Below are 25,242 nucleotides of genomic sequence, written 5' to 3'. Positions count from 1 at the left end.
TACGCCTCATGCCCCTCAGCCCAGCAACTGGCTCAATACCGCACGCAACTTGCCTGGTTTCACCGGTTTGTTCAGCAACGGTGCGCCAAGCTTGCGCAACGAGCGCCGGCACTGGTCACTGCGGTCGGCCGTGATGATGACCGCGGGTATGGCGCTGGCGTAATGTTCGCGCAACTGCCGCACCACCTCACAGCCCACCACGCCGTGATCCAGATGAAAGTCAGCCAGGATCAGCTCCGGGGCGCGCCCTTCAAGCGCCTGCAAGGCACCCTGCTGATCGGTGGCGGTGACCACTTCGCAGCCCCACTGCCCCAGCAACGCGCCCATGCTTTCGAGAATGCTCACTTCGTTGTCCAGCACCAGCAGGCGACGGCCCGGCAGCGGGTTGCCGGCAGTGGGCTGGGGCAGCGTGGGCTGCAGGAGCGGCGGCAGCGCCTGGCCAAGCGGCACCTCGATGCTGAACACCGAGCCACGCCCCGGCCACGAACGCACTTCGATCCGGTAGCCGAGAATCTTGGCGATCCGCTCGACAATGGCCAACCCCAGGCCTACACCCTTGCGGTCCGCTGCGCGGCCAACGTCCAGCTGGTTGAACTCCAGGAATATGGCTTGCAAACGGTCCTGGGCGATGCCGCGCCCGCTGTCCCATACCTCCAGGCGCAAGTGTTCGCCGCGGCGCCTTGCCCCCAACAGAACGCGGCCCTCGTCGGTGTAGCGGCAGGCATTGCTGAGGAAATTGCGCAGAATGCGCGTCAGCAAGCGCAGATCCGTACTGACGGCATAATCGGGAACCCTGGCGTGAAATTTCAGGCCCGCGGCATCGGCCACCGAGCGGAATTCTGAAATCAAAGGCGCAAACAGCTCGTCCAGGCGATAAACCGCCACATCGGGCCTGACCGCAGCCTGGTCGAGCCGCGAGATATCCAGCAAATCGGTCAGCAGGTCTTCGGCGCCCTCCAGCGCCTGGTGGGTACGCTCCACCAGCACATGTTCGGCGTCTGGCAGCGGCCGCTCACGCAAGGTGGAGATCAACAGGCGCGCGGCGTTCAGCGGTTGCAGCAGGTCATGGCTGGCAGCGGCCAAGTACTTGTCCTTGCTGCGGTTGGCGGCTTCGGCAGCATCGCGCGCCTCGATCAGCTCATCGGTACGTGCAGCAACCCGTTGCTCCAGTTCGTCATTGAGCTGTTGCAGGCGCTGCTGGGCCTGCTTGCGCTCGGTGATATCGGCCACGAAGCCTTCAACCAGGCCTTCGTGACCGGGCTTGAGCAGCAGGTTCATCAGCACGTCGAGGTGGCTGCCATCCTTGCGCCGCAGCCGGGTTTCATAGCCATGCAGGCTGTGCTCCCGGGCGAGAATCGCGGTAATCGCCTGCAGCTCTTGCGCACCGCCATCGAACAGGTGGGTCGCCAGGTCGGTCAGGGAAAACAGCACTTGCTGTGGGTCGTCATAGCCGAGCATACGGGCCAATGCCGGGTTGGCAGCACGCATGCCGTCCTGCAGGCTGGCCTGGAAAATGCCGTGCACGGCGTTCTCGAACAGCCATTTGTAGCGGTTGCGCTCGGCTTCCAGTTCATCCAGCCGGGCAGACAATTCCGGGTAATGGCTTTTGCGCGCCGAGTGGTCGCCCAGGCCTAGCAGCCCTGCCAGCGCCCGCTGCTGCTCGTCAGAGGGCCTCGCCATAGACCACCTCGACATCTCGCTGGCTCGACGCGCGCGGGTTGGTGAGGATGCACGGGTCATCCATTGCATGTTGCGACAGGAACGGAATATCGGCCGTGCGCACCCCGTGCAGGCCCAAGGTTTCATGGAAGCCGATGGCGTGCTTCAGGGCAATCAGGTGTTCCACCAGGCGGCCGCAGATCTGCCGGTGGTTGAGGCCGCGGCAGTCGATACCGAAGACCTCGGCAATGACCTTGAAGCGCTCGGGCGCCGAACTGTAGTTGAACGCCACCACGTGCTCGACCAGCACCGCATTGCACAGGCCATGAGGCAGGTCGAGGAAACCGCCGAGGCTGTGCGACATGGCATGCACCGCGCCCAGGATCGCGTTGGAGAACGCCAGCCCCGCCTGCATGCTGCCGAGCATGATCTTCTCGCGCAGGGCGATGTCGCCGGGGTTGGCGATCATTTCCACCAGGTTGCCGTTGATCAGGCGCATGGCTTCCAGCGCATGGGGGTCGGTCAGCGGGCCATGACCGGTAGACACGAACGCCTCGATGGCATGCACCAGCGCGTCGATGCCGGTACAGGCCGACAGGAACGGGTCCATGCTCAACGTGGTTTGCGGATCGATCAGCGACACGTCGGGCACCACCGCCTTGCTGACGATGGAGAACTTCATGCGCTCCTGCTGGTTGGAGATGATCACGAACTGCGACACATCGGCCGAGGTACCGGCGGTGGTCGGGATCAGGATCAACGGCGGGCTGGGCACGCGAATCATGTCCACGCCCTCGAACTCGAGGATGCTGCGCCCGTGGGCGACCACGATACCAATGGCCTTGCCGCAATCCATCGGGCTGCCACCACCGACCGCGACGATCACATCGCAGTGATTCTGCCGGTAGATCTCGGCGCCGAGCATCACCTCCTCGACCCGGGGGTTGGGCGAGACGGCCGTGTATAGGCAATAGTCGATACCCTGCGCCTGCAGGCTGGCCTCGACGTCGGCCACCCAGCCAGCGGCAATCACCCCAGGGTCGCTGACCACCAGGACCTTGCGCGCACCAAAGGTCTTGGCGTAGTTGGCCACATTATGTCGGCAGCCGGCACCAAAGATGATTTCAGGCGAAACGAACTTGCGAAGGGGGCTGAAACTCTGGCTCATCGTAAAGCCTGTTCTTATTGTTCTGGAAGATAACCGCCAGCGTAAAGCATCCCGCGGCGAAAGCAACCAGACCAAAGCGGCACAGGCATCATTCGATCCACGCCTTGGCGCGGGCCACCTCCAGGAACGCCAGTACGTCCTCGCCAAGGCCGGGAACCCCGGGAAAACGCTGTGCCAGCTGGTCGATGATCGCTGCCGTACTGCGCTGGCCGTCCAGCAACTCCAGCACCCAGCCGGCACTGGCGTTGAGCTCGATGACGCCCCCGGGGTACAGCAGCACATGGCATGCCTGCAACGGGTCCCAGCGTAGCCGCAAGCCCTTGGCCAGGGCCAGTGTCTGCTGGCGGTCGATCAGTTTCACGGCAGGCACCGGGCGTGGGGATCCGGCCACCTTGACGGTGGCCGGGCAGGCATCAGCGGTTGGCGAAGTACATCGTCACTTCAAAGCCAATGCGCAGGTCGGTGTAGGCGGGTTTGGTCCACATGGGGCATGTCCTCTTCTTGTGCCGGGCGATTCCGGTAGAGGCATTAATGCATGGGCGGTGGTGAGGGCGAATGCTACTTTGGAACGAGTTTGGCGGGTGCATTGGTAGCAACGGGGTTGCCACACATTGCCATCAGGCCAGCCAGGGCGCCTGGGGAGGCGGCCTGGCATTCGCTGCACCGCTACAGCAATGAGGGTGGCTGCGCAGCCTGGCCGCGACACCAGGCCGCTGCGCCAACCGCGCAGGTTCATCAGGGGGTCAGAAGAAGCCCAACGGGTTGATGTCGTAGCTCACCAGCAGGTTCTTGGTCTGCTGGTAATGGTCGAGCATCATCTTGTGCGTCTCACGGCCCACACCCGACTTCTTGTAGCCACCGAATGCCGCATGCGCGGGGTACAGGTGGTAGCAGTTGGTCCATACCCGGCCGGCCTTGATGCCGCGGCCCATGCGGTAGGCACGGTTGATGTCGCGGGTCCACAGGCCGGCCCCCAGGCCGAACTCGCTGTCGTTGGCGATCGCCAGGGCCTCGGCTTCGTCCTTGAAGGTGGTCACCCCCACCACCGGGCCGAAGATCTCTTCCTGGAACACGCGCATCCGGTTGTGGCCCTTGAGCAGGGTCGGCTGAATGTAATAGCCGCTGGCCAGGTCACCCTGCAGGCGCTCGGCGGCACCGCCAGTGAGCAATTCGGCACCCTCCTCCCGGGCAATCTGCAGGTACGAGAGGATCTTGTCGTACTGCTGCTCCGACGCCTGGGCGCCGACCATGGTTTCGGTGTCCAGCGGGTTGCCACGGCTGATCTTGGCGATCTTCTTCATCACCTCGGCCATGAACGGTTCGTAGATCGACTCCTGGATCAGCGCACGCGATGGGCAGGTGCACACCTCGCCCTGGTTGAAGAACGCCAACACCAGGCCCTCGGCGGCTTTCTCGATGAACGCCGGCTCCGCCTGCATGATGTCTTCGAAGAAGATGTTCGGCGACTTGCCACCCAGTTCGACGGTAGACGGGATGATGTTCTCGGCCGCGCACTTCATGATGTGCGAGCCCACCGGGGTCGACCCGGTGAAGGCGATCTTGGCAATACGCTTGCTGGTGGCCAGCGCCTCCCCAGCCTCACGGCCATAGCCCTGGACGATGTTCAGCACCCCGGCCGGCAGCAGGTCGGCGATCAGCTCGGCAAAAACGGTGATCGACAGCGGCGTCTGCTCTGCCGGTTTCAGCACCACGCAGTTACCCGCCGCCAGCGCCGGGGCAAGTTTCCAGGCAGCCATCAGCAACGGGAAGTTCCACGGGATGATCTGCCCGACCACACCCAGGGGTTCGTGCAGGTGATACGCCACGGTGGTTTCGTTGATTTCCGCCGCGCCACCTTCCTGGGCACGAATGCAGCCCGCAAAATAACGGAAGTGGTCCGCCGCCAGCGGCACGTCGGCATTCAGGGTTTCGCGTACGGCCTTGCCGTTGTCCCAGCTTTCGGTGACCGCCAGCACTTCGAGGTTCTGTTCGATCCGGTCGGCGATTTTCAGCAGCGCCAGGGCCCGCTCCTGCACCGAGGTCTTGCCCCACGCGTCAGCCGCGGCATGGGCAGCGTCCAGGGCGCGCTCGATATCCTGTGCGCTAGAACGTGGGAATTCGGCGATCGGTTGGCCGTTGACCGGCGAGCTGTTGGTGAAGTACTGGCCAGCCAAGGGCGCCACGAACTCGCCATTGATGAAGTTGCCATAGCGCGGTTTGAAGGAAACGACGGCGCCTGGGGTTCCGGGTTGTGCGTAGATCATGCTGAGCCTCTGCAGGTCAATGCCTGTCCCACGACAGGCGATATGCCGATGGTAAAAAGCCCCGCCTGCCAGGCGAATGCATCGTTGGCAGCGGGGCTCTCGTCATTTGGTAGTAGGGGTCAGGGTTTGGCGCTGGCGGTCTGCTGCAACTGCTTGGGCAACTTGAAGGTCCAGAGCATGCCGCCCTGGTTGAAGTCCTTGACCCGCTTGGCCACTTCGCCGCCCCACAGCGGCACCGCGCCGCCCCAGCCGGACACCACCGATACGTACTGCTCGCCGTCCATTTCCCAGGTCACCGGCGAACCGAGCACGCCTGAGCCGGTCTGGAACTCCCAGACCTTGTCGCCGGTCTTGGCGTTGAACGCCTGCAGGAAGCCTTCCGGGGTACCGGTGAACACCAGGTTGCCCTTGGTGGTCAGTACCCCACCCCACAGCGGTGCATAGTTCTTGTGGCGCCACACTTCCTTGCCGCTGACCGGGTCGATGGCACGTAGCACACCGATGTAGTCTTCGTTGAGCGGCTTGATGGTGAAGCCGGCGCCCAGGAACGCCGCCCCTTTCTTGTAGGCAATGCCCTCGTTCCAGATGTCCATGCCCCACTCGTTGGAGGGCACGTAGAACAGCCCGGTGTCCTGGTTATAGGCCATCGGCATCCAGTTTTTCGCACCGAGGAACGCCGGGGCAACGAACACCGAGCTGCCCTTGGCTTCGCTACCCGGTGCCCCCGGGCGGCTGGCCTCGTTGTAGATCGGCCGGCCGTTCTTGTCCAGGCCAGTGGCCCAGGTGATTTTGTCGACGAAGGGGAAGCCGCGAATGAACTTGCCGTTGGTGCGGTCCAGCACGTAGAAGAAGCCGTTGCGGTCGGCAGTGGCGGCGGCCTTGACCTCTTTGCCGCCGTCCTTGTAGTTGAACGAGATCAGCTCGTTGACGCCGTCAAAGTCCCAACCGTCGTGTGGCGTGCTCTGGAAGTGCCATTTGATCGTGCCATCGTCCGGGTTCAGTGCCAGGCGCGACGAGGAATACAGGTTGTCCCCTGGGCGCAGGTGGGAGTTCCACGGTGCCGGGTTGCCGGTGCCGAACAGGATCAGGTTGGTTTCCGGGTCGTAGTAGCCGCCCAGCCACGGCGCTGCACCGCCGGTCTTCCACAGGTCGCCCGGCCAGGTCTTGCCGGCTTCGCCACCGGAAATACCGTTTTCGATGGCCTTGCCGTCCTTGTACACATACCCCATGTGGCCTTCCACGGTGGGGCGCATCCACAGCAGCTCACCGTTTTCCGGGTTGTAGGCCTGGATCTTGCCCACCACACCGAACTCGCCGCCAGCCACGCCGGTAATCAGCTTGCCGTTGACGATCATTGGCGCGGCGCTGATCGAATAGCCTTCCTTGTGGTCGGCCACCTTCTTGCTCCACACCACCTTGCCGGTGTCCTTGTTCAGCGCCACCAGCTTGGCGTCGAGGGTGCCGAAGAACACCAGGTTGCCGTACAACGCCACGCCCCGGTTGATCACGTCGCAGCATGGGCGGATGTCATCGGGCAGGCGCGCATCGTACTGCCACAGTTTCTTGCCGGTTCGCGCGTCCACGGCGAATACCCGCGAGTAGGAGCCGGTCAGGTACATCACCCCATCCTTGATCAGCGGCTGCGCCTGTTGGCCGCGCTGCTTCTCACCGCCGAAGGAAAACGCCCAGACCGGGCGCAGTTCCTTCACGTTGTTGGTGTTGAGCATGTCCAGCGGGCTGTAACGCTGGCCCTGCACGCCCAGGCCATTGGTCACGATCTGCTGGGGGTTCTTCGGGTCCTGGAGGATATCTTCATTGCTGACGGCGGCGTGGGCAGCGCCGGCCAGCAACATGGCGCTGAGCACCAGGCTCACGGCGAACGCGGGACGACGTGGGGATCGGGTCATGTCGGCTACCTTTGGTTTTTTTGTTGTGCCCGGGAAATTTTCCCGGTGTGCCGGGAATTCTTGGTCCCGGGGTGTTTGCCAACAATTGCTCGCAGTGTGGAGATTTCTAGTTCCTTGGTAGCAGCTGCCTTTTAAACGAAAGGGGCGCAAAGCGGCCCCTGGGTTGGTGTCAGCGGAAATTGCCGGCGCTGCTACGCCGCCCTCTCGCGGCGCATGGCCGCTCCCACGCCGTAGCGTCTGGCTCAGGGCGTACTGTCTACCCGCCGAAGTTGCTGGCGTTCGTACCGCGGGTATAGGTGGCTGACACTGCGAATAAGTTCGTAGCGCGTCAGGCTCAGGCCGGCGAAGCGTTCGGGTATCGGGCTGCGGATCATTTCGGCCATATCGTCGCCACGGGCGGCGCCGTCGCGCAGCAGGTTGTCCAGCCAGCTGAGGTAGTCGCGCATCTGCACAAAGGGTTGCGCATCACTGGCCAGCGGCCCGTGGCCGGCTACCAGCTGCTTCCAGGGCAGCGCCTGCAAGGTGTCGAGGTCGTGCAGCCACACATCGAGGCCCGGGCTGTTGGGGGTGGTCAGGGCACGCTGATAAAACAGCAGGTCGCCGGCAAACAGCACCCCGGTCGTTTCATCGAGGATCGCCAGGTCCGCACCGGTATGCCCGCGTAGCCCGAGCAGGCGCAGGCGGTGCCCGCCCACCTCGCGCACACCCGGCTCCACGACCCGGGTCGGCAGCACCACCTCGGTGCCTCGCATCCAGTCACCAACCAGGCGGTACATGTTTTCCGCCATGGCATCGCCTTGCTCGCGCAACAACGCAGCGGTGCCGGCCAGGGCACCGATGGGCACGTCGGTGAACGCCTGGTTGCCCAGCACATGGTCCGGGTGATGATGGGTCAGCAGCACTTCCAGCACCGGCTTGTCGGTCACCGTGGCAATCGCCTGGCGCAAGGCCTCGCCATAGCGTCTGGACGGCCCGCTGTCGATCACCACCACCCCCTCGTCGGTCACGATGAAGGCCGTGTTGACCACGTTGCCGCCATTGGCCTTGGCGAAATTGTCGGTACTGCCCTCCAGCAGCCAGGTACCCTCGGCAATCTGCCGGGGGGCGAGCCGGTAATCCAGGTTGGCCTGGGCCGGAAGGCCCAGGCACAACAGCAACAGCAGGATCCAACGCATGGCAGGCGCCTCGGTTCAGGGGTGGATGGCGACCGCGCTCAAGGCACTGCCGCCTCGAACTGGTTACCGCTGTTGTCCTGCAACAACAGCCGGGTCGGCCCGGGGCCCTGGATATCGAAACTCAGGTTCGGGTTCTCGCTGACCGCCGGGTACAGCGTCAGGCTGGCCAGGCGCTGGCCATCGGCGCCTTGCAACTCGGCATGGTTGAGGTAGAACTCGGGAATGCCACTGACCAGGCCGTTGTCCATCGGGTGCGCCACCTGCAGGCGCAGGCGGCTGCTGTCGCCACGCGGGTAGCGGCCCCCCAGCACCTCGCCGAGGTGCTCTTCCCAGCCGGGCTGGGTGCGCACCACGCTGGGGGCGGTACAACCACCGCCGGCAGCATCGATCAGGGTCGAGCCCACGTGCCACAGGCCGTCGCGCGTGAGCACCGCCGCGCGAAGTGGTGTGGCCTGCTCGATACGGATACGCAGCGATAACCACGGCAGTACCCGTTCGCTGGGCTGGAAGTCGACAATGCGCGGCAGCGGGTTGAGTTCGGCCCAGGCAATGATGCGCACCACCTCGCCAGTGAACGCGCGGGCATCGATTTCCAACGGCACCTGGCGTGCGTCCTCGGCAAAAGGGGGAGCCAGCAGCTTGACCCGCTCATCGAATACGAACGCTGCCTGGTCGAGCAGTTGCTTGTGGTAGAAGTCCCACATCACCGAGGGCACCGGGTCCTGGCTGGCACGCGGCTCGCTGGCCAGGGCCTGGCTTGCCCAAGGTAGCCAGCAGGCCAGCAGCAAGGTTGCTTTGAGGTTCATGATCAGCTCCCATTTACCGGGCTGCCGAGCCCAGGCTACTGGTACATTTCCGGCACCTGGTAACGCAGGCCGTACTGGGCATAGATCGCCTGCATGCGCCCCTCCCGTATCAACACCTCTAGCGCCTCCTCGACCGCATAGGCCAACTGCCGGTTGCTTTCATGCACGGCCATGCCGATGTCCCAGGCCTGCTTGCCCAGGTTGGGGTACGCATTTTCCGCCAACGCCAGCTGTGGGTTCGCGGCCTCATGCAGTTGCCAGTCGACCTCGCCGCGCATGGCCATCACCGCGTCTACCTCACCGGCCTGCATGGCGGCGAAGGCTTGCTGCACGCCGGGGTAATGGTGGGTCTTGGCGCTGAGCATGCCGTTGAACACCGAGGTCAGGTAGAACGACGGCACGCTATCGACCTCTACCCCAATCGGGTGCTGCTGGAATACCGCGACACTGGCCACCGAAGGCAACCGGCGGCGGTCATAGGCCACCTGCCAACGTTCTTGCTGATACGGGCCGAACATCACCACCTGGGCGTTTTCCAGCTCGCCCAGCTCGTTGCGCCTCTGCGCATAATCGTGGTCGTAGGGCACCCGCAGCATCAGGTCTGCCAATTGCTGATGACGCAGCGGGCTGCCGCGCCAGATGTAGTCCCGCAGGTCGTCGTCGAGCTTTTCCCCAGGCGGCGCCCAGATCAGTTTCAGGCGCACGCCCATCGCCTCGGCCAGTGCCTGCGCCAGGTCCACATCCACGCCCCGCGGCTGGCCGTGGTCCTGGAAACTGTAGGGCGCAAAGTCCTTGTACACCGCTACCTTGAGCTCCCCGGCGGCGATGATCGTGTCGTAGTTGCGCACTTGCGCCTGGGCCGCCGCACAGCACAGCAACAGGGCACTGAACAGCACCGCCATCAGGCGCATGGCCGTTACTCCTCGACGTGCACGCTGTCCAGGTATGTGCGCACCGCCCACAAAGCCTCCTGGCTCAGGTAGTCGGCCATTTTCGGCATGTACACGCGGCCGTCGCGCACCGCGCCATGGCGCACACGCTCGACGAACCATTCATCGCCGGCGTCGCCGGCATCGAGCAGCCGCAGGTCCGGGGCAATGCCGCCAGACTTGGCTTCCAGGCCATGGCAGGCCGCGCAGTTCTGGTTATAGGCCGAGGCGCCGATCTCGACTGCCTTGTCGTGTTCCGGCGAGCTACGGTAAGGGTTGACCGCCGCCCAGCCGTCTGCGTCCAGGCTCACCCCAGCGTCCTTGACCGGGGTCAGCCCCTTGGTCTCTACCGCCTGTGGGACTACATTGCCATGGGCCCAGGCCGTACCGGTCATTACCGCGCCGGCCAACAAGCCTGCAGCAAGCCACACATTGCGTTTTGTTGTCATTGTTATGCCCTCACCATTGCACGCAAAGCCTCAACCACAGAGGCCGTGCCGCCATCTTAAAAACACCCGGCATACGGCCGAATGCTGCTTTGGTGGTCGCGCCTTACTCCCTTGGTAGTAGGGCTTGTGGCGAACGGCCAAATGAGGTGCCGACCGGGAACTCTTCCCGGCAATGGCGGGATTTTTTCCGTATCCGGCGAGCGCCCCGGCGGCCCACCCTGTGCAGGCCAAAACCTCCACTGGGAACTGCAACCATGACAATAAGATCGCTACCCGCCCTTTCCCCTCTGGCCTTGAGCGTGCGCGTGCTGCTGATGGCCGGTAGCCTGGCCTTGGGCAGCGTGGCAACAGCGGCCACCCTCCCTGCGGCACCTGCCACCAAGAACGTCACCTGGGAAGACATCGCCAACGACCACCTCACCACCAACGACGTGCTGCAGTACGGCATGGGCACCAATGCCCAGCGCTGGAGCCCGTTGGCCCAGGTCAACGACAAGAACGTGTTCAAGCTCACCCCGGCGTGGTCCTACTCGTTCGGCGACGAGAAGCAGCGCGGCCAGGAATCGCAGGCCATCGTCAGCGACGGTGTGGTCTATGTGACAGGGTCGTACTCACGGGTATTTGCCCTCGATGCCAAGACCGGCAAACGCCTGTGGACCTACAACCACCGCCTGCCCGACAACATTCGCCCCTGCTGCGACGTGGTCAACCGGGGCGCTGCCATCTACGGTGACAAGATCTACTTCGGCACCCTCGACGCGCGGGTCGTGGCCCTGGACAAACACACCGGCAAGGTGGTCTGGAACAAGAAGTTCGGCGACCACAGTGCCGGCTACACCATGACCGGCGCGCCGGTGCTGATCAAGGACAAGACCAGTGGCAAGGTCCTGCTGATCCACGGCAGCTCGGGGGATGAATTCGGCGTGGTCGGGCAGCTGTTCGCACGCGACCCGGACACCGGGGAAGAAGTGTGGATGCGGCCTTTCGTCGAGGGCCACATGGGCCGCCTGAATGGCAAGGACAGCACCCCGACCGGCGACGTCAAGGCACCGTCCTGGCCAGATGACCCCACCACCGAAACCGGCAAGGTCGAAGCCTGGAGCCATGGTGGCGGCGCCCCTTGGCAAAGCGCCAGCTTCGATCCGGAAACCAATACCATCATCGTCGGGGCGGGCAACCCGGGGCCTTGGAACACCTGGGCGCGTACCTCGAAGGACGGCAACCCGCACGACTACGACAGCCTGTATACCTCCGGCCAGGTCGGTGTAGACCCGAGCACCGGCGAGGTCAAGTGGTTCTACCAGCACACCCCCAACGACGCCTGGGACTTCTCCGGCAACAACGAACTGGTGTTGTTCGACTACAAAGGCAAGGACGGCAAGGTGGTCAAGGCCACCGGCCACGCCGACCGCAACGGCTTCTTCTATGTGGTCGACCGCAACAATGGCAAGTTGCAGAACGCCTTCCCCTTCGTCGACAACATCACCTGGGCCAGCCATATCGACCTGAAGACCGGGCGCCCGGTGGAAAACCCCGGCCAGCGCCCGGCCAAGCCGCTGCCGGGTGAAACCAAAGGCAAGCCAGTCGAGGTTTCACCGCCATTCCTCGGCGGCAAGAACTGGAATCCCATGGCCTACAGCCAGGACACCGGCCTGTTCTACATTCCCGGCAACCAGTGGAAGGAGGAATACTGGACCGAGGAAGTGAACTACAAGAAAGGCTCGGCCTACCTCGGCATGGGCTTCCGCATCAAGCGCATGTACGACGACCACGTCGGCACCCTGCGCGCCATGGACCCGACCACCGGTAAACTGGTGTGGGAACACAAAGAGCACCTGCCACTGTGGGCAGGCGTGCTGGCAACCAAGGGCAACCTGGTGTTCACCGGCACCGGCGATGGTTTCTTCAAGGCCTTCGACGCCAAGACGGGCAAGGAGCTGTGGAAGTTCCAGACCGGCAGCGGCATCGTATCCCCGCCCATCACCTGGGAGCAGGATGGCGAGCAGTACATCGGCGTGACGGTCGGCTACGGCGGTGCGGTGCCGCTGTGGGGTGGCGACATGGCCGAACTGACCAAGCCCGTTGCCCAGGGTGGCTCGTTCTGGGTGTTCAAGATCCCGAGCTGGGACAACAAGACCGCCCAGCGGTGATCGCCTGAGGTGGCGTATACCCGGGGCCGCGTTGCGGCCCCTTCACCTGGTGCTTACACCCACGAGAGCCATTCGCCATGAACTACCTGCCCATTGCCCTGTTGTTGGCGCTCTCGCCTGCCCTGGCCGCACATGCCGAAGACGCTGGCGACGATGCCCCACTGACCATCAACGGCTGCGTCATCGCCGAAGCCAGCCAGTGCCCGGGTGCCGACCTGCGCGGCGCCAACCTGGCTAACCAGGACCTGCGCAAGATGAACCTGGCCGGCGCCGACTTGCGCGACGCCGACCTGCGCCACGCCCAACTGGACCTGGCCAACCTGGAAAAAGCCCGCCTGCAAGGCGCCAACCTGACCCGCGCCAGCCTGCAGCAGAGCAACCTGCGCCTGGCCGACCTGAGCAATAGCCACCTGGTGGCCATCCAAGGCTGGGGCCTGTTCGCCCAAGGCGCGCAGTTCGAGAACGCCGACCTCAGCGCGGCCTATCTGCAGTTCGCCCGGTTGTCCGGGGCCAAGTTGCACAAAGCCAACCTGCAGGCTGCGGACCTCGAAATGGCCTGGCTCAGCAAGGCCGACCTGCAGGAGGCCAGGCTGACCGATGCCAACCTGCAGGAGGCCAAGTTCGGCCAAAGCAACCTGGCGCGCGCCGACCTGCGCGGGGCACGGCAGCATTACGGGAATTTTCAGGAGGCCAACATGGAGGGATGCACAGGCTGCCCCGAAACCTGGGACAAATGACTGTTTGCCCCTGGCTGTAGGAGCGGCCCATCGCGACACAAGGCCTACCCCGCTACCCGCACCAGCCCCAGGTCAATCCCCAGGTGCACCAGCTCGGCATGCGAGCTGACCTGCAGCTTGCTCTTGAGCAAGGTCAAATGGTTGGACACGGTCTTGGCACTGATGCACAACTGCTCGGCAATCAACCGCGCCGGGGTGCCCTTGGCAAGCATGACGAAAATCTCCAGCTCGCGCTGGGTCATGCGCTGCAGGCGCGGGTCGCTTTCATTGTGCGGGGTGGTGCAGGCCAATTGCGTGGCCAGCGGCTGTTCAATGTAGGCATGCCCGGCCAATACACGCTGCACCGCCTCGATCAGCACCTCGGGCGCCGAATTCTTGGTCAGGTAGCCCGACGCCCCGGCTTCCAGCGCCTGCCGTACCAGGGGCAACTCGTCGTGCATGCTGAAGAACAGCACCCGCAGCTGGGGCAGGCGCTGACGCAGCCGGCGGGTGGCTTCCAGGCCGCTGATGCCCGGCAGGCCGAAGTCCATGACCACCAGGTTGGGCACCTGCTCGTGCACCAGGGCCAGCGCCTCTTCGCCACTGGCCGCTTCGCGCACCTGGATGTCTGGCAATACCGCCCGCAGCAGGCTGGCATAGCCTTGGCGGACCACAGCATGGTCGTCGACCAGTACGATATTCATCACACCTCCTTGGGGATGTTCAGCGCCAACGCCCAACCGCCACCCGGGCGGCTGAAAATGCGTAATTCACCCCCCAGGCTGCGCGCGCGTTCGGCCATCGAGTGCAGTCCAACCCCAGGCCGGCGCGGTTGGCGCGCGCCGCACCCGTTGTCGCGCACGAACAAGCGCAACCCCTTGGCGCTGCGCTGCAGGCGCACCCGCACCTGGCTGGCGCCGGCATGCCGGGCGACATTGGTCAACGCCTCCTGCAGCAGCCGGTACAAGTGCGTCCTGCTCGGCGCGGGCAAGTCTGGCAAATGCTCGCCAACCCGCAGCCGGCAATCGATGCCCTGCCTGGCCTGCCACTGGCTCACCAGCAGGCCAATGGCCTGCGCCAGCGGCATGTGTTGCAGCGCCACCGGATACAGGTCTTGTACCAGGGCACGAAACCCTTGCTGCAAATGTTCGCAATTGAGTTCCAGTTGCTGTGTGGTCTGCTTGACCACAGCGGGCTGGTCGGCTGCCATGCGCAGCAGGCAGCCCTGGGCGCGGATACCGGCCAGGTATTGCCCAAGGTCATCGTGCAGGGCCTGCGCCAGCCGGGTACGCTCCTGCTCCTGCACCGCCAGCAGGGCCTGGGTCAGTTGCGTATTGTCGGCCCGCGCCTGCTCCAGGTTCGCCACCATCGCGTTGAAGTGCGCAGCCAACTGGCGTGCCTCCGGCAGGTTGGCCTCGCGCAAACGCACGGCCAGGTGCCCCGCCGACACCTGCCGCAGCGCCCCCAGCAATTCAGCCAGCAGCCCCATGGCCCGCCCGACCGCCCAACGGATGGTCACCAGGCTCAATACCAGCGCCAGGCCGCACAAGCTCAGCAATTGCACCAGCGACTCCCAGACTTCGTCGATTTCATCGCGGGCATCCACGGCAATCAGCACCCGCCGGCCGTCGCTCAGTGTCAGTAAACGGCCACCTGGGTGGTGTTGACCGAACAGCTGGCGGCCCAGCCAGGCATCCACACCGGCATCCCCCGGCAACAGGGCGGCATCGCCAGCTGCCAGCCAATGCACCCGCACATGGCGCAGGTTCTGGGTCAGGCCCGGCTGCAAACTGGCCGGGTCACGCTCGGCAGTCTCGGCAAGGTAGGTCACCACGGCTTCGGCAGACTGCAGCTCACGCTCCACGTCGGCCACAGCCTGGTGCAGCAGCACCCCGGCACAGGCCACCGTCACCAGGGCGAAGCAGCCGGTGACCCAAAGGTTGATGCGCCACAGCGCAGACAAGTTGAACAGGCGCATGGGAGCTCTCTTCAGGGGTGCCGAGGCCCATCGTAAAACCGTAGGTGGCGCGGGAAATTACTACCTTGGTACCGGCCGAGCGCTACTTTCTGCATATTTCCCGCGCCCGGCGGGGTTCCTATGCTGGCGCCATCTGCCGTGGAGTGTGTCATGCGCCAGCCTGCCCACCTTGCCTTGTTCTGCCTGCTGGCCCTGATCGCCGTGTTGTCCGCGCCCCATGCGTCGGCCGCTGCGGGCCAGGCCGACGCCCTATTGCACGTGGGCATCGGCTATTTGGGCTACCGGCCCGACCCGGGCCCGCTGCTGTCCAATATCATCCCCGAACCGGCCGACGCTGGCCTGCAAGGCGCCGAGCTGGCGATCGTCGACAGCAACAGCACCGGCCGTTTTCTCAAGCAACAGTTCCAGCTGACCCGCGCCAACGTGGACAGCCCCGAGGCGCTGTTGCAGGCGGCCCAAGCACAACACGACCAAGGCCTGCGCCTGTTCGTGGTCAACGCCCCGGCCACCAGCCTGCGCGCGCTGGCCGCGGCGCTGCCCGACAGCCTGCTGTTCAATGCCGGCAGCCCCGACGACAGCCTGCGCAGCAGCCAGTGCCTGGGTAACGTGCTGCACAGCCTGCCGGGCCGGGCAATGCTCGCCGATGCGCTGGTGCAGTTCCTGGTGCTGCGCAAATGGCAACGCGCGCTGCTGGTGGTCGGCCAGACCGCAGATGACCAGGCCTACGCCGCCGCCCTGCGCCGCTCGACTAAACGCTTCGGCGTGCAGCTGGTCGCGGAAAAAGCCTGGACCTTCGACAACGACCAGCGCCGCAGCGCCCAGGCCGACATGCCGCTGTTCACGCAAACCGCCGAGTACGACGTGGTGCTGGTGGCCGACGAACGCGGTGACTTTGGCGAATACCTGCCCTACCAGACCTGGTACCCGCGGCCAGTGGCGGGCACCCAGGGGTTGACCCCCACCGGTTGGCACAAGACCGTGGAAACCTTCGGCGCGGCGCAACTGCAAAAACGTTTCGAGGCCCAGGCCGGGCGCTGGATGAACGACCGTGACTTCGCCGCCTGGATGGCCGTGCGCAGCATTGCCAGCGCGGTCAGCAAACTGCGCCAGGCCGACCCACGGGCGCTGCAACAGCTGCTGCTCAGCGAGCAACTGCCCCTGGACGGTTTCAAGGGCCGCAAGCTCAGCTACCGGCCCTGGAACGGCGAGCTGCGCCAACCGATTGCGCTGGTACAGCCTCGCGCACTGGTCAGCACGTCGCCACAAGATGGCTTCCTGCACCCCTTCAACGAAATGGACAGCCTGGGCTACGACAAGCCCGAAGTGACCTGCACGTACCCCTGAGCCGACAACCACAACAATAAGGAATACGCCATGCGCCGCCCTCTGCTTTCCCGCGCCCTGCTCTACCCCAGCCTGCTGACGGGCGCCCTGGCGCTGGCCTGCGGGCATGCGCTGGCCGCCACTGCCTGGGTGTCCAACGAAAAGGACAACAGCCTCAGCCTGATCGACCTGCAGACCCTGGAGGTCACCGAAACCCTTGCGGTCGGGCAACGCCCTCGGGGGCTGCTGCTGTCGCATGACAACAAGCTGCTGTACATCTGCGCCAGCGATTCCGACCGGGTACAGGTGATGGACGTGGCCACCCGCAAGATCATCAAGGAACTGCCCTCTGGCAAGGACCCCGAGCAGTTCGCCCTGCACCCCAACGACCGCTGGCTGTACGTTTCCAACGAAGACGATGCGCTGGTGACCGTGATCGACACCGTGACCGACCAGGTACTGGGGCAGATCGATGTCGGTATCGAACCTGAAGGCATGGCCGTCAGCCCCGATGGCAAATGGGCGGTCAACACCAGCGAAACCACCAACATGTTGCACTGGATCGACACCAGCACCCAGACCCTGGCCGACAGCACCCTGGTCGACCAGCGCCCGCGCTTCGTCGAATTCAGCCAGGACGGTTCCAGGCTGTGGGCCTCGGCGGAAATCGGCGGCACGGTGACTGTCCTTGAAGTTGCCACGCGCCAGGTGCTGAAAACCCTGAACTTCCAGATCAAGGGCGTGCACCCGGACAAGGTCCAGCCGGTGGGCATCAAGCTCAGCGCGGACGGCAAGTATGCCTTCGTCGCCCTGGGCCCGGCCAACCATGTGGCGGTGATCGATGCCAAGACCTACGAGGTGCTCGATTACCTGCTAGTCGGGCGGCGGGTCTGGCAGTTGGCGTTCTCCCCTGACCAGCGCCGCTTGCTGGCCACCAACGGGGTCAGCGGCGATGTATCGGTAATCGATACGCAGAACCTCAAGGTGCTCAAATCGGTGAAAGTCGGGCGCTACCCCTGGGGCGTGGTGGTCACCCCATGAACGCCCTCGAGGTGGCCGATGTGAGCTTCGCCTACGGCCAGCGCGAGGCGCTGCGGCAGGTCGGTTTCAGCCTGGCACCGGGCCGTTTTGCCGCGTTGCTGGGCCCCAATGGCGCCGGCAAGTCGACCCTGATCGCCCTGCTGACCCGCCTGTACGACCTGCAGCACGGCGATATCCGGGTGTGCGGCTGCTCGTTGCGCGACACCCCGCGCCCGGCGCTGCGGCAGATGGGCGTGGTGTTCCAGCAGAGCACCCTGGATCTGGACCTGAGCGTGGAGCAGAACCTGCGCTACCACGCCGCCCTGCATGGCCTGTCACGGCGCCAGGGCAACCAGCGGGTAGAGGCCGAGCTGGCGCGCCAGGGCCTGGGCGAGCGCCGCCACCACAGCGTGCGCGAGCTGAATATCGGCCACCGCCGACGGGTGGAAATCGCCCGTGCGCTGCTGCACGAGCCACGCCTGCTGCTGCTCGACGAGGCCAGCGTCGGCCTCGACCCGGCCAGCCGCCTGGCACTCAACCAGCACGTGCGGCAGCTGTGCCGCCAGCAGCAGTTGAGTGTGCTGTGGACCACCCACCTGCTGGACGAAGTGCAGCCTAGCGACGACCTGCTGATTCTCCATCAAGGGCGCCTGGTGGCCAGCGGTACCGCCGATGCCCTGAGCCTGCAGCACGGCGGCGACCTGGACCATGCCTTTGCCCACCTGACCCGGCAGCCTTCAGGAGCCCACACCCGATGAACGCCTACTGGCAGTGTTTCAACGGCATCATGCTGCGCGAATGGCTGCGCTTCGTATTGCAGCGCACGCGCCTGCTCAGTGCCCTGGTGCGCCCGTTGCTGTGGTTGCTGGTGTTCGCCGCCGGCTTTCGGGCAGCGCTGGGCATCGCCATCATCGAGCCGTACGACACCTACATCCCCTACGAGGTGTACATCCTCCCGGGGCTGGCCTGCATGATCCTGCTGTTCAACGGCATGCAAGGGTCCTTGTCGATGGTCTATGACCGGGAAATGGGCAGCATGCGCGTGCTGCTGACCAGCCCCCTGCCGCGGCCGTTCCTGTTGGCCAGCAAGTTGCTGGCGACCTCGCTCATTTCCCTGCTGCAGGTGTACGCGTTCCTCGCCATCGCCTGGGTGTACGGTGTGCAACCGCCGGCGGCGGGGTTGCTGCTGGCACTGCCGGCGCTGCTGCTGGTGGCGTTCATGCTCAGTGCCCTGGGGCTGCTGCTGTCGAACGCCATCCGCCAGCTGGAGAACTTTGCCGGGGTGATGAATTTCGTGATCTTCCCACTGTTTTTCCTGTCTTCGGCGCTGTACCCACTGTGGAAGATGCGCGAAGCCAGCGAGTGGCTGTACTGGCTGTGCGCGGTGAACCCGTTCACCCATGCCGTGGAGCTGGTGCGGTTTGCCTTGTACCAGCGCCTGAACCTGTTGGCGCTGGCGGTGTGCCTGGGCTTGACGGTGCTGTTCACGCTGCTGGCGATTGCCACCTTCAACCCCCAGCACGCAGCGTTGCGCAAGCCGCGATGATCCTGTGGTTTGGCGCGGCCCAGGCTGACGGGCGGCGCCAAGCCACCTACTACTTTAGTACTGCATTTACTGTCTATCGTCGCATTCACAAAGCACCGCTACTGGCATGTAATGGGTTCATAACAAAAAGGAAGAACCCCATGCCACGTGCCCTGCCCCGGCTGCCACGCCCCTTGCTGGCGGCACTTTCACTGAGCCTGACGCTGGGCACCGCCCAGGCCGACACGGCGCCGCTGTTCTCTGCCGACGGTTACCGCATCACCCTTTACCGCAGCCCGACCCCGGCCCAGGTCGAGGGCGGCCAGGTGGTAGACACCGCCACATTGCAACGCCTGCTCAGCCAGCAGCCGCGGCCGGTACTGATCGACGTGTACCGCCGCCAGTGGCTGCAGGGCCGCTTCATCGAAGACGAGCCGCACGCCAACCTTCCCGGCAGCCTGTGGCTGGCCAACACCGGCGATGGCGAGCTGAGCCCGGCCTGGCAGGCGTACTTTGCGCACAACCTGCAAAGCGCCACCGCCGGGCACCCCGACCAGCCTGTGGTGTTCTACTGCCGCGCCGATTGCTGGCTGAGCTGGAACGCGGTAAAACGCGCTAAAGCCCTGGGTTACCACAACCTGTACTGGTACCGCGACGGCGTTGACGCGTGGCAGCAGGCCAACCTGCCGCTGCAGCCGGCGCAACCGGTGCCTTTGCCCTGATCTGTTCAACTGCCACTGCGTGCCCTGCTCCATCCAATAAAAACAAGGTGAAAAGGCCATGTACAAAATTCTGATTGCCGACGATCACCCCCTGTTTCGCGAAGCCATCCACAACGTCATCAGCGATGGGTTCCAAGGCAGCGAGGTCATGGAAACCGCCGACCTGGACAGCGCCCTGGCGCTGACCCAGGCGCATGACGACCTCGACCTGATCCTGCTCGACCTGAACATGCCCGGCATGCACGGCCTCAACGGCCTGATCACCCTGCGCAACGAAGCACCGACCACGCCGGTGGTGATCGTGTCGGCCGAACAGGAGAAACAGATCGTGCTGCAGGCCATCACCTACGGCGCGGTGGGTTTCATCACCAAGTCCTCGCCGCGCGCACAGATGATCGAGGCGATCGAGCAGATCCTCAACGGTAATGTCTACCTGCCGCCCGACATCATCCGCGCGCAGAAAAGCAGCACCGGCCGGCGCCAGAACGATGCGCCGAGCTTCCCGCCGGAAATGCTCCAGGCCTTGACCCGCAAGCAGTTGCTGGTACTGGAACGCATGACCAAGGGGGAATCGAACAAGCAGATCGCCTACACCCTGGATATCGCCGAGACCACGGTCAAGGCGCATGTGTCGGCGATCTTGCGCAAGCTCAATGTGCACAACCGCGTGCAGGCCATTCTCAGTGCGGGCGATATCGACTTCGCCGACTACCTGCGGCGCTGACCGTCTCCAGCTTCATGGGGGCCGCGTTGCAGCCCCCATAGCACCCCCGGCCCTAGCCTTGGGTGCTCAGCAAATGGCTCATTGCAGTCTTCAATTTCAACGGCCGCACCGGCTTGTGCATCAGGGTATGGCCCAGCTCACGGATCTGCTGCTTGAGGTCGTTGCTGTAGTTGGCCGTGATCATCAGTGCCGGTAGCGGCTGGGTGCGGCGGGCATTGATCCGCGCCACCGCGTCGAGGCCGGTGCAGTCATTGTCCAGGTGGTAGTCGGCAATCAGCAGGTTGGCCTCGGCGTGGTAATTGTCTACCTGGCGCGCCAGGTCTTCCTCCGACAGCGCGGTGATCACCTTGCACCCCCAGCCTTCGAGCAGCGTGCGCATGCCGGCACAAATGGCCGCATCGTTGTCCAGCACCCAGACTTGCGCCCCACGCAGGCGTTCGAACATCGGCTCGCACACAGGCTGGCTCGGCTGCGCCTTGGGCGCAACGGTGCTCAACGGGACCTCGACGGCAAACACCGATCCCTTGCCCAGCCATGACCGCACGCGGATGCGATGGCCCAGGATACCGGCGATCTTCTCCACGATCGCCAGGCCCAGGCCCAGCCCGCGATCCTGCTCGGGGCGCTGCACATCACCGCGCCGGAACTCCTGGAACATTTCCTCCAGGTGTTCTTCGGCGATGCCGATGCCGCTGTCCCACACCTCGATCCGCAGGCCGCCACGCAGGCGCCGGCAACCCAGCACCACCCGCCCGCTGCGGGTGTAACGGATGGCATTGCTGAGCAGGTTGCGCAGAATGCGCGCCAACAGCTGGATATCACTGCGCACCACCGCCGAACACCCCACGAAATGCAGGGCCAGGCCCTCGCTACGCGCGACCTGGGCATATTCGGCCGCCAGGTTGTCCAGCAGCTCGCTGAGCGCGAAAGGCGCGATATCGGCCTTGATCACGCCCGCATCAAGCTTGGAAATGTCGACCAGGGTGCCCAGCAGGCTCTCCACATCCTCCAGCGAGTTGCTGACATTGCGGACCAACTGGGCACTGTGCTGCGGTTCGCGGCTTTCCAGCAACGCGCTGGTGAACAGCCGCGCCGCATTCAGCGGTTGCAGCAAATCATGGCTGACCGCAGCCAGAAACTTGGTTTTCGACAGGTTGGCCTGTTCGGCCTCGCGCTTGGCTTCGCGCAGCCGCGCTTGCGCCTGGCTGCGCTCTTCGATTTCCCGCAGCAACTGATCGTTGAGGCTGGTCAGCTCCGCCGTGCGCTCACGCACCCGCTGCTCCAGGTGCTGATAGGCCTGGTGCAATGCCTGCGCGGTATTGCGCCGCTCGGTGATATCGCGGATCAACACGAAGATACCCACCACCTCGCCGCTGGCCAGGCGGTTGGGGACATAGGAGCGCAGCATGTAGCGCTCCTGGCCCTTGATGTTGGTTTCGGCAAACTCGAAGGTCACGCTCTCCCCCGCCAATGCCCGCGTCACATAGGCCTCGAGGCGTTGGTAATGCTGTTCGCTGTGGGCCTCGCGCAGGCTTTGCCCCAGCATCACGCCACGCGGCCAGCAATACCATTCCTCATACACCTTGTTGGTGAATTCATAGACCAGGTCGGCATTGAGGTAGGCGATCAACGCCGGAACGTTGTCGGTGATCAGGCGAATCTGGTGCTGGTGCGCGGTCTCGGCCCGCTGCCGGGCCTCGCTGAGCAGGTGGTTCACCGCCTTCAGCTCGGCCATGGCCTGGCTCAGCGCATCGGTGCGCTCGCGCACCTGCTCGGCCAGCACCACCGAATGCTGAAAAGCCGCGTACGGATCGTTGCCGCGGGTGACCCCGGACTCGACACGTTCGATCAGCGCACCATTGATGCGCTGCAGCTTGTGGTTCTGCTGCTGCAGCCGGGCCACCTCGGCCTGCAGGTCAGCGACCGACAGGAGGCCGGTTGCGGGCAATGGCGACGCCGGTGAAGGTCTGGTTGATATGCATGCCATTGAACTGTTCTCCGTAGGTGTTGAACCCGATCACCCGTTGCTCGCGCAGAAACGCCCCCACCAGTTCCAGGCTGTGTTGCCCCTCCAGTTCCAGACGCCGCAGGAAGCAGTCGCAACCAATGGTCATCAACAGCGGGCCCAGGCGCTGGTGCAGGCCGTCGAACAGCTCATGCAGGTTCGGCAGCAACGGCCCTGGGGTCATGGCCGTGAGCACGATGCCGTTCTCCACGGCACAGTAGAAACTCAGGCTCAAGTCATCGTGCACACGCTGGACGGCGCGCATGTAGTACTGGTCGTGAATGCGCACGGCCAACGGGTGCGCGGCGAACACCCGGTAATCGAGCGCCGCCACCGGCACACCGATGAGCCGGGCATATTCCTCGGCAGCGGGTTCGGCATTCAGCTCGAATACCCGGCGTTGGCCGCTGTCGGCGCCAGTGACCACCAGTTTTTCCTGGCGCGGCTGGATGTGATGGGTGGTGAACACTTCGAAGTCGAGCCAGGTGTTGACCAGCACCACCACCGCTGCGCCGCTGTGGAAGGCGCCGCCGTGGTAGACATGCGTGCGGTTGAGGTAGTTGTCGTCGCCGGCCGAACCGCCGAAGTGCGGGATGTCCCCCAACGCCGCGCTGAGGGCAGCGAGGACCATTTCCTCCCGGCTGGACAGCCCGTCGAGCAGGGTCAGGGCAAAGCTGTGGCCCTTGATCGGCGCCAACGAATTGCTGCGGCAGGTGCCGACCAGCCGCTCGACCATCTGTTGCGCATCGATGAGGCTGAAGTGCTCCATTTCGTCGATCAGCCCGGTGGCGATGGAAAAGTGCCGGTGATCGAAGCCCAGCGCGGTCACGCAGTTGCGGCCATACCCCTGCGGGGTGATTTCTCCGGCACTGGTGCAGCCCACCAGGCGGATGCCGCCAAACCCCTGTTCCAACGCCTGGGCCAGTTCCTGCAAGTTGTATTCGGCGGAACAGAAAAACAGCACCAGGCCCAGGTGGGGGTGCAGGAGCTGTCGCGCCAGGTCCTGGGCGGCCAACCGGGCATCGGTGGCCTGGGACATGGCGCTGAGCACACCGTCGTTGAGGGCCTGTTGCATCAAAGTCTCCGGCGCAGGGCGGCTGAAGGTGCAGTGTACGAAGCCGGGTACGTGGGGCGAATGCTACTTGGGTAGCGGGTGGGCGGTTCCAAGGGTGTAAGTGCCAGCTTCACCTGCGCCTGCCTTGCCGCCCCGTGCTTACCAGGTCAGCACCGCGCCCACAGCCAAGGTATCGGTGTCTTCATTCTGCGCACTGCCCTCATGCCCATCGATGGAGAACTGGTTGTACTCGGCCACCAGCTTGAGGTTGTCGTTGACGTCGTGGAACAACGCTACGCCACGGGTCTTGTAGTCGGCACCGCTGCCCACCGCACCGTTGCCATCGTCCTTGGTCTTGCCATACGACAGCGCCACGCGGTTTTTGCCGAACTTGTAGGAGCCCTGTAACAGGTAGCCGTCGCTGTCCACATTACGCAACACCGGCTCGCCCGCGTTATTGGTGAAGAACGGGTTGATGCCCTTGGCCTGGAACCCAGAGCCGGTCAATGACCAGCCGCCCAGCTTCGCCTGCACCCCATAGCCGACCCCCTTGGAGGTGACGGACTGGACCGTCGAGTCGGTGTTGTCCGAGGTCTGGTAGCTACCGTTGACCCAGCTGTAGATCTGCGCCCCCGCCAGGTCGAACTGGTAGGTGATTTCGCTCTCGGTGCGTGGGTTTTCCTGGTAGGCCTTGCCGGTCGGGCTGCTGTCGTTGGTATCCACGGGGTCCATGATGCCGACCGCCACGCGCAGGCCGTCCATCACCGGCGTGCGGTAGGTGATCTGCGAGGTGGGAAACGGATAGGGGTAACCGCTGCCGATGTTGCCGAACGACACCCCGCCGCCATCCACCAGGCCCAGCGTGTCACTGACCTGGCCATAACCGGCCAGCAGCTCGTCCAACAGGATGTTGGAGCGCGCGAACAGGCCAAAGTCCTTGCCGATCAGCACTTCGCCCCACTCAGGGTTGGCCACCGTGCCGTAGAACTGGCGCACGTCGATTGCGGTATCGGTGCCGTTGGTTTCGCTGTCGTTGATGGTGACCCAAAACGACGCCCGCGCGCCGAGTTTCAGGTCGTCTACCTGCTTGCCCATGTTGAAACCGATGTAGTTGGGCAAAAAGCCCATCTTCACCCGCGACTGGCGCCGGTCGAACTGCTCGCCCTCGCGGTCGACCTTGCTGTTGACATAGAAGGCGTTGATGTAGCCATCGGTAGAGAATGTCGTCTGGTCCTTGTCGTACAGCATGATCTCGGCTTCGGCGGCACCACTCAGGCCCAAGGCGGAAACACTGGCGAAGGCAGCAGCGAGAAAACGAGGCGGCAGGTGCTTTTTGTTGTTGTGCATGGCGCGCTCCAAACGGGGGACAGGATGTCGGAGGCGATTATCAGAAGCCGGCAGGCCACCCGGAACGCTGCTTTGGCGTGGGTTGGCGGGTGCTTTGGAGCGGAGGGTGTGGCGCGGTGATTTGGTCTTGGGACCTGCTGGGGTCGGGGGGCAAGACTTAGGGTGTAGGCAGGCGTGGCAGGCGGGTATCAATACGCCTGAATGAACCGGGGCCGCCTTGCGGCCCATCGCAGGCAAGCCAGCTCCCACAGGGATCGCCTTAGGGCTGACAGGTGTTTGCCACAAGGTATGGCAGCGCCTGTTAGAGCGAGCGCCGCCCGC

23 protein-coding genes are annotated in these 25,242 nt (G+C 64.4%); 8 read left to right on the top strand and 15 right to left on the bottom strand.

What is annotated here, in order from left to right:
- Positions 1-15: 15 nt before the first annotated feature.
- The 10 genes from EGJ22_RS11970 to pedF all read right to left on the bottom strand — a co-directional run bounded on the left by EGJ22_RS11970 (position 16) and on the right by pedF (position 10,357).
- Positions 16-1,680 carry a NahK/ErcS family hybrid sensor histidine kinase/response regulator gene (locus EGJ22_RS11970; RefSeq protein WP_009682319.1) on the bottom strand — a complete coding sequence of 555 codons (1,665 nt, stop codon included), beginning with the start codon at positions 1,678-1,680 and terminating at the stop codon, positions 16-18.
- A complete protein-coding gene (ercA, locus tag EGJ22_RS11965) occupies positions 1,664-2,827 on the bottom strand; it encodes an alcohol dehydrogenase-like regulatory protein ErcA (protein ID WP_009682320.1) in 1,164 nt (387 codons plus the stop codon). The genes EGJ22_RS11970 and ercA overlap by 17 nt, the downstream gene beginning before the upstream one ends.
- An 88-nt stretch (positions 2,828-2,915) precedes the next feature.
- Positions 2,916-3,188, bottom strand: coding sequence for a pyrroloquinoline quinone biosynthesis peptide chaperone PqqD (gene pqqD, locus EGJ22_RS11960; RefSeq protein ID WP_029885144.1), 273 nt, complete (start codon positions 3,186-3,188; stop codon positions 2,916-2,918).
- A gap of 52 nt (positions 3,189-3,240) precedes the next feature.
- The gene (pqqA, locus tag EGJ22_RS11955) at positions 3,241-3,312 is read right to left on the bottom strand and encodes a pyrroloquinoline quinone precursor peptide PqqA (RefSeq protein WP_003243383.1); all 72 of its coding nucleotides are present in this window, start codon (positions 3,310-3,312) and stop codon (positions 3,241-3,243) included.
- A gap of 258 nt (positions 3,313-3,570) precedes the next feature.
- On the bottom strand, positions 3,571-5,091 hold the full coding sequence (locus EGJ22_RS11950; protein WP_009682322.1) for an aldehyde dehydrogenase family protein: 1,521 nt from the start codon (positions 5,089-5,091) through the stop codon (positions 3,571-3,573).
- A 119-nt stretch (positions 5,092-5,210) separates the two neighbouring features.
- The gene (gene pedH, locus EGJ22_RS11945) at positions 5,211-6,998 is read right to left on the bottom strand and encodes a PQQ-dependent alcohol dehydrogenase PedH (protein ID WP_029885145.1); all 1,788 of its coding nucleotides are present in this window, start codon (positions 6,996-6,998) and stop codon (positions 5,211-5,213) included.
- Positions 6,999-7,240: 242 nt separating this feature from the next.
- A complete protein-coding gene (locus tag EGJ22_RS11940) occupies positions 7,241-8,173 on the bottom strand; it encodes a quinoprotein relay system zinc metallohydrolase 1 (protein ID WP_064314312.1) in 933 nt (310 codons plus the stop codon).
- 38 nt (positions 8,174-8,211) lie between these two features.
- Positions 8,212-8,979 (bottom strand): quinoprotein dehydrogenase-associated SoxYZ-like carrier, encoded by a 768-nt coding sequence (locus EGJ22_RS11935; RefSeq protein WP_029885146.1) that lies wholly within the window; start codon positions 8,977-8,979, stop codon positions 8,212-8,214.
- 35 nt (positions 8,980-9,014) lie between these two features.
- Positions 9,015-9,890, bottom strand: coding sequence for an ABC transporter substrate-binding protein (locus EGJ22_RS11930; protein WP_029885147.1), 876 nt, complete (start codon positions 9,888-9,890; stop codon positions 9,015-9,017).
- Positions 9,891-9,895: 5 nt separating this feature from the next.
- Positions 9,896-10,357, bottom strand: coding sequence for a cytochrome c-550 PedF (pedF, locus tag EGJ22_RS11925; protein WP_009682327.1), 462 nt, complete (start codon positions 10,355-10,357; stop codon positions 9,896-9,898).
- Between the two features lie 254 nt (positions 10,358-10,611).
- Here pedF and exaA point away from each other — a divergent pair, with 254 nt between their 5' ends.
- Together exaA and EGJ22_RS11915 are read left to right on the top strand one after the other, a co-directional pair.
- A complete protein-coding gene (exaA, locus tag EGJ22_RS11920) occupies positions 10,612-12,507 on the top strand; it encodes a quinoprotein ethanol dehydrogenase (protein ID WP_029885148.1) in 1,896 nt (631 codons plus the stop codon).
- 77 nt (positions 12,508-12,584) lie between these two features.
- Positions 12,585-13,244, top strand: a complete 660-nt coding sequence (locus tag EGJ22_RS11915; RefSeq protein ID WP_009682329.1) for a pentapeptide repeat-containing protein — start codon at positions 12,585-12,587, stop codon at positions 13,242-13,244.
- A 44-nt stretch (positions 13,245-13,288) separates the two neighbouring features.
- Here EGJ22_RS11915 and EGJ22_RS11910 read toward each other — a convergent pair whose 3' ends face one another.
- Together EGJ22_RS11910 and EGJ22_RS11905 are read right to left on the bottom strand one after the other, a co-directional pair.
- Positions 13,289-13,927: a response regulator transcription factor gene (locus EGJ22_RS11910; RefSeq protein ID WP_029885149.1), complete on the bottom strand. Its 639-nt coding sequence runs from the start codon at positions 13,925-13,927 to the stop codon at positions 13,289-13,291.
- Complete coding sequence (locus EGJ22_RS11905; protein WP_029885150.1) at positions 13,927-15,201, bottom strand: histidine kinase; 1,275 nt, start codon at positions 15,199-15,201, stop codon at positions 13,927-13,929. The genes EGJ22_RS11910 and EGJ22_RS11905 overlap by 1 nt, the downstream gene beginning before the upstream one ends.
- A gap of 150 nt (positions 15,202-15,351) precedes the next feature.
- Between EGJ22_RS11905 and EGJ22_RS11900 the strand changes: the two genes are divergently transcribed.
- The 6 genes from EGJ22_RS11900 (at position 15,352) to EGJ22_RS11875 (ending at position 20,515) form a co-directional block, all read left to right on the top strand.
- Positions 15,352-16,545, top strand: a complete 1,194-nt coding sequence (locus EGJ22_RS11900) for an ABC transporter substrate-binding protein (protein ID WP_009681774.1) — start codon at positions 15,352-15,354, stop codon at positions 16,543-16,545.
- Between the two features lie 30 nt (positions 16,546-16,575).
- The gene (locus EGJ22_RS11895; RefSeq protein WP_009681773.1) at positions 16,576-17,565 is read left to right on the top strand and encodes a YVTN family beta-propeller repeat protein; all 990 of its coding nucleotides are present in this window, start codon (positions 16,576-16,578) and stop codon (positions 17,563-17,565) included.
- Complete coding sequence (locus EGJ22_RS11890) at positions 17,562-18,302, top strand: ABC transporter ATP-binding protein (RefSeq protein WP_009681772.1); 741 nt, start codon at positions 17,562-17,564, stop codon at positions 18,300-18,302. The genes EGJ22_RS11895 and EGJ22_RS11890 overlap by 4 nt, the downstream gene beginning before the upstream one ends.
- A complete protein-coding gene (locus EGJ22_RS11885) occupies positions 18,299-19,090 on the top strand; it encodes an ABC transporter permease (RefSeq protein WP_029885151.1) in 792 nt (263 codons plus the stop codon). The genes EGJ22_RS11890 and EGJ22_RS11885 overlap by 4 nt, the downstream gene beginning before the upstream one ends.
- 140 nt (positions 19,091-19,230) lie before the next feature.
- Entirely contained in the window at positions 19,231-19,791 is a 561-nt protein-coding gene (locus EGJ22_RS11880; protein ID WP_029885152.1) for a PQQ-dependent catabolism-associated CXXCW motif protein, read from the top strand.
- 58 nt (positions 19,792-19,849) lie between these two features.
- A complete protein-coding gene (locus EGJ22_RS11875; protein ID WP_009681769.1) occupies positions 19,850-20,515 on the top strand; it encodes a response regulator transcription factor in 666 nt (221 codons plus the stop codon).
- Positions 20,516-20,567: 52 nt separating this feature from the next.
- Here the strand turns inward: EGJ22_RS11875 and EGJ22_RS11870 are convergent, their stop codons facing one another.
- From EGJ22_RS11870 to EGJ22_RS11860, 3 genes are all read right to left on the bottom strand, one after another.
- Positions 20,568-22,463 (bottom strand): NahK/ErcS family hybrid sensor histidine kinase/response regulator, encoded by a 1,896-nt coding sequence (locus tag EGJ22_RS11870; RefSeq protein ID WP_029885153.1) that lies wholly within the window; start codon positions 22,461-22,463, stop codon positions 20,568-20,570.
- Positions 22,432-23,595 carry a nitric oxide-sensing protein NosP gene (nosP, locus tag EGJ22_RS11865; protein ID WP_064314314.1) on the bottom strand — a complete coding sequence of 388 codons (1,164 nt, stop codon included), beginning with the start codon at positions 23,593-23,595 and terminating at the stop codon, positions 22,432-22,434. The genes EGJ22_RS11870 and nosP overlap by 32 nt, the downstream gene beginning before the upstream one ends.
- Positions 23,596-23,733: 138 nt before the next feature.
- Positions 23,734-24,921: a porin gene (locus EGJ22_RS11860; RefSeq protein ID WP_029885155.1), complete on the bottom strand. Its 1,188-nt coding sequence runs from the start codon at positions 24,919-24,921 to the stop codon at positions 23,734-23,736.
- Positions 24,922-25,242 lie beyond the last annotated feature (321 nt).

This window comes from Pseudomonas sp. p99-361 (assembly GCF_003935475.1).
GTDB lineage: Bacteria > Pseudomonadota > Gammaproteobacteria > Pseudomonadales > Pseudomonadaceae > Aquipseudomonas > Aquipseudomonas juntendi.
Note: the sequence above shows the minus strand (reverse complement) of the source record. Positions and strands in the feature narration are given on the sequence as shown.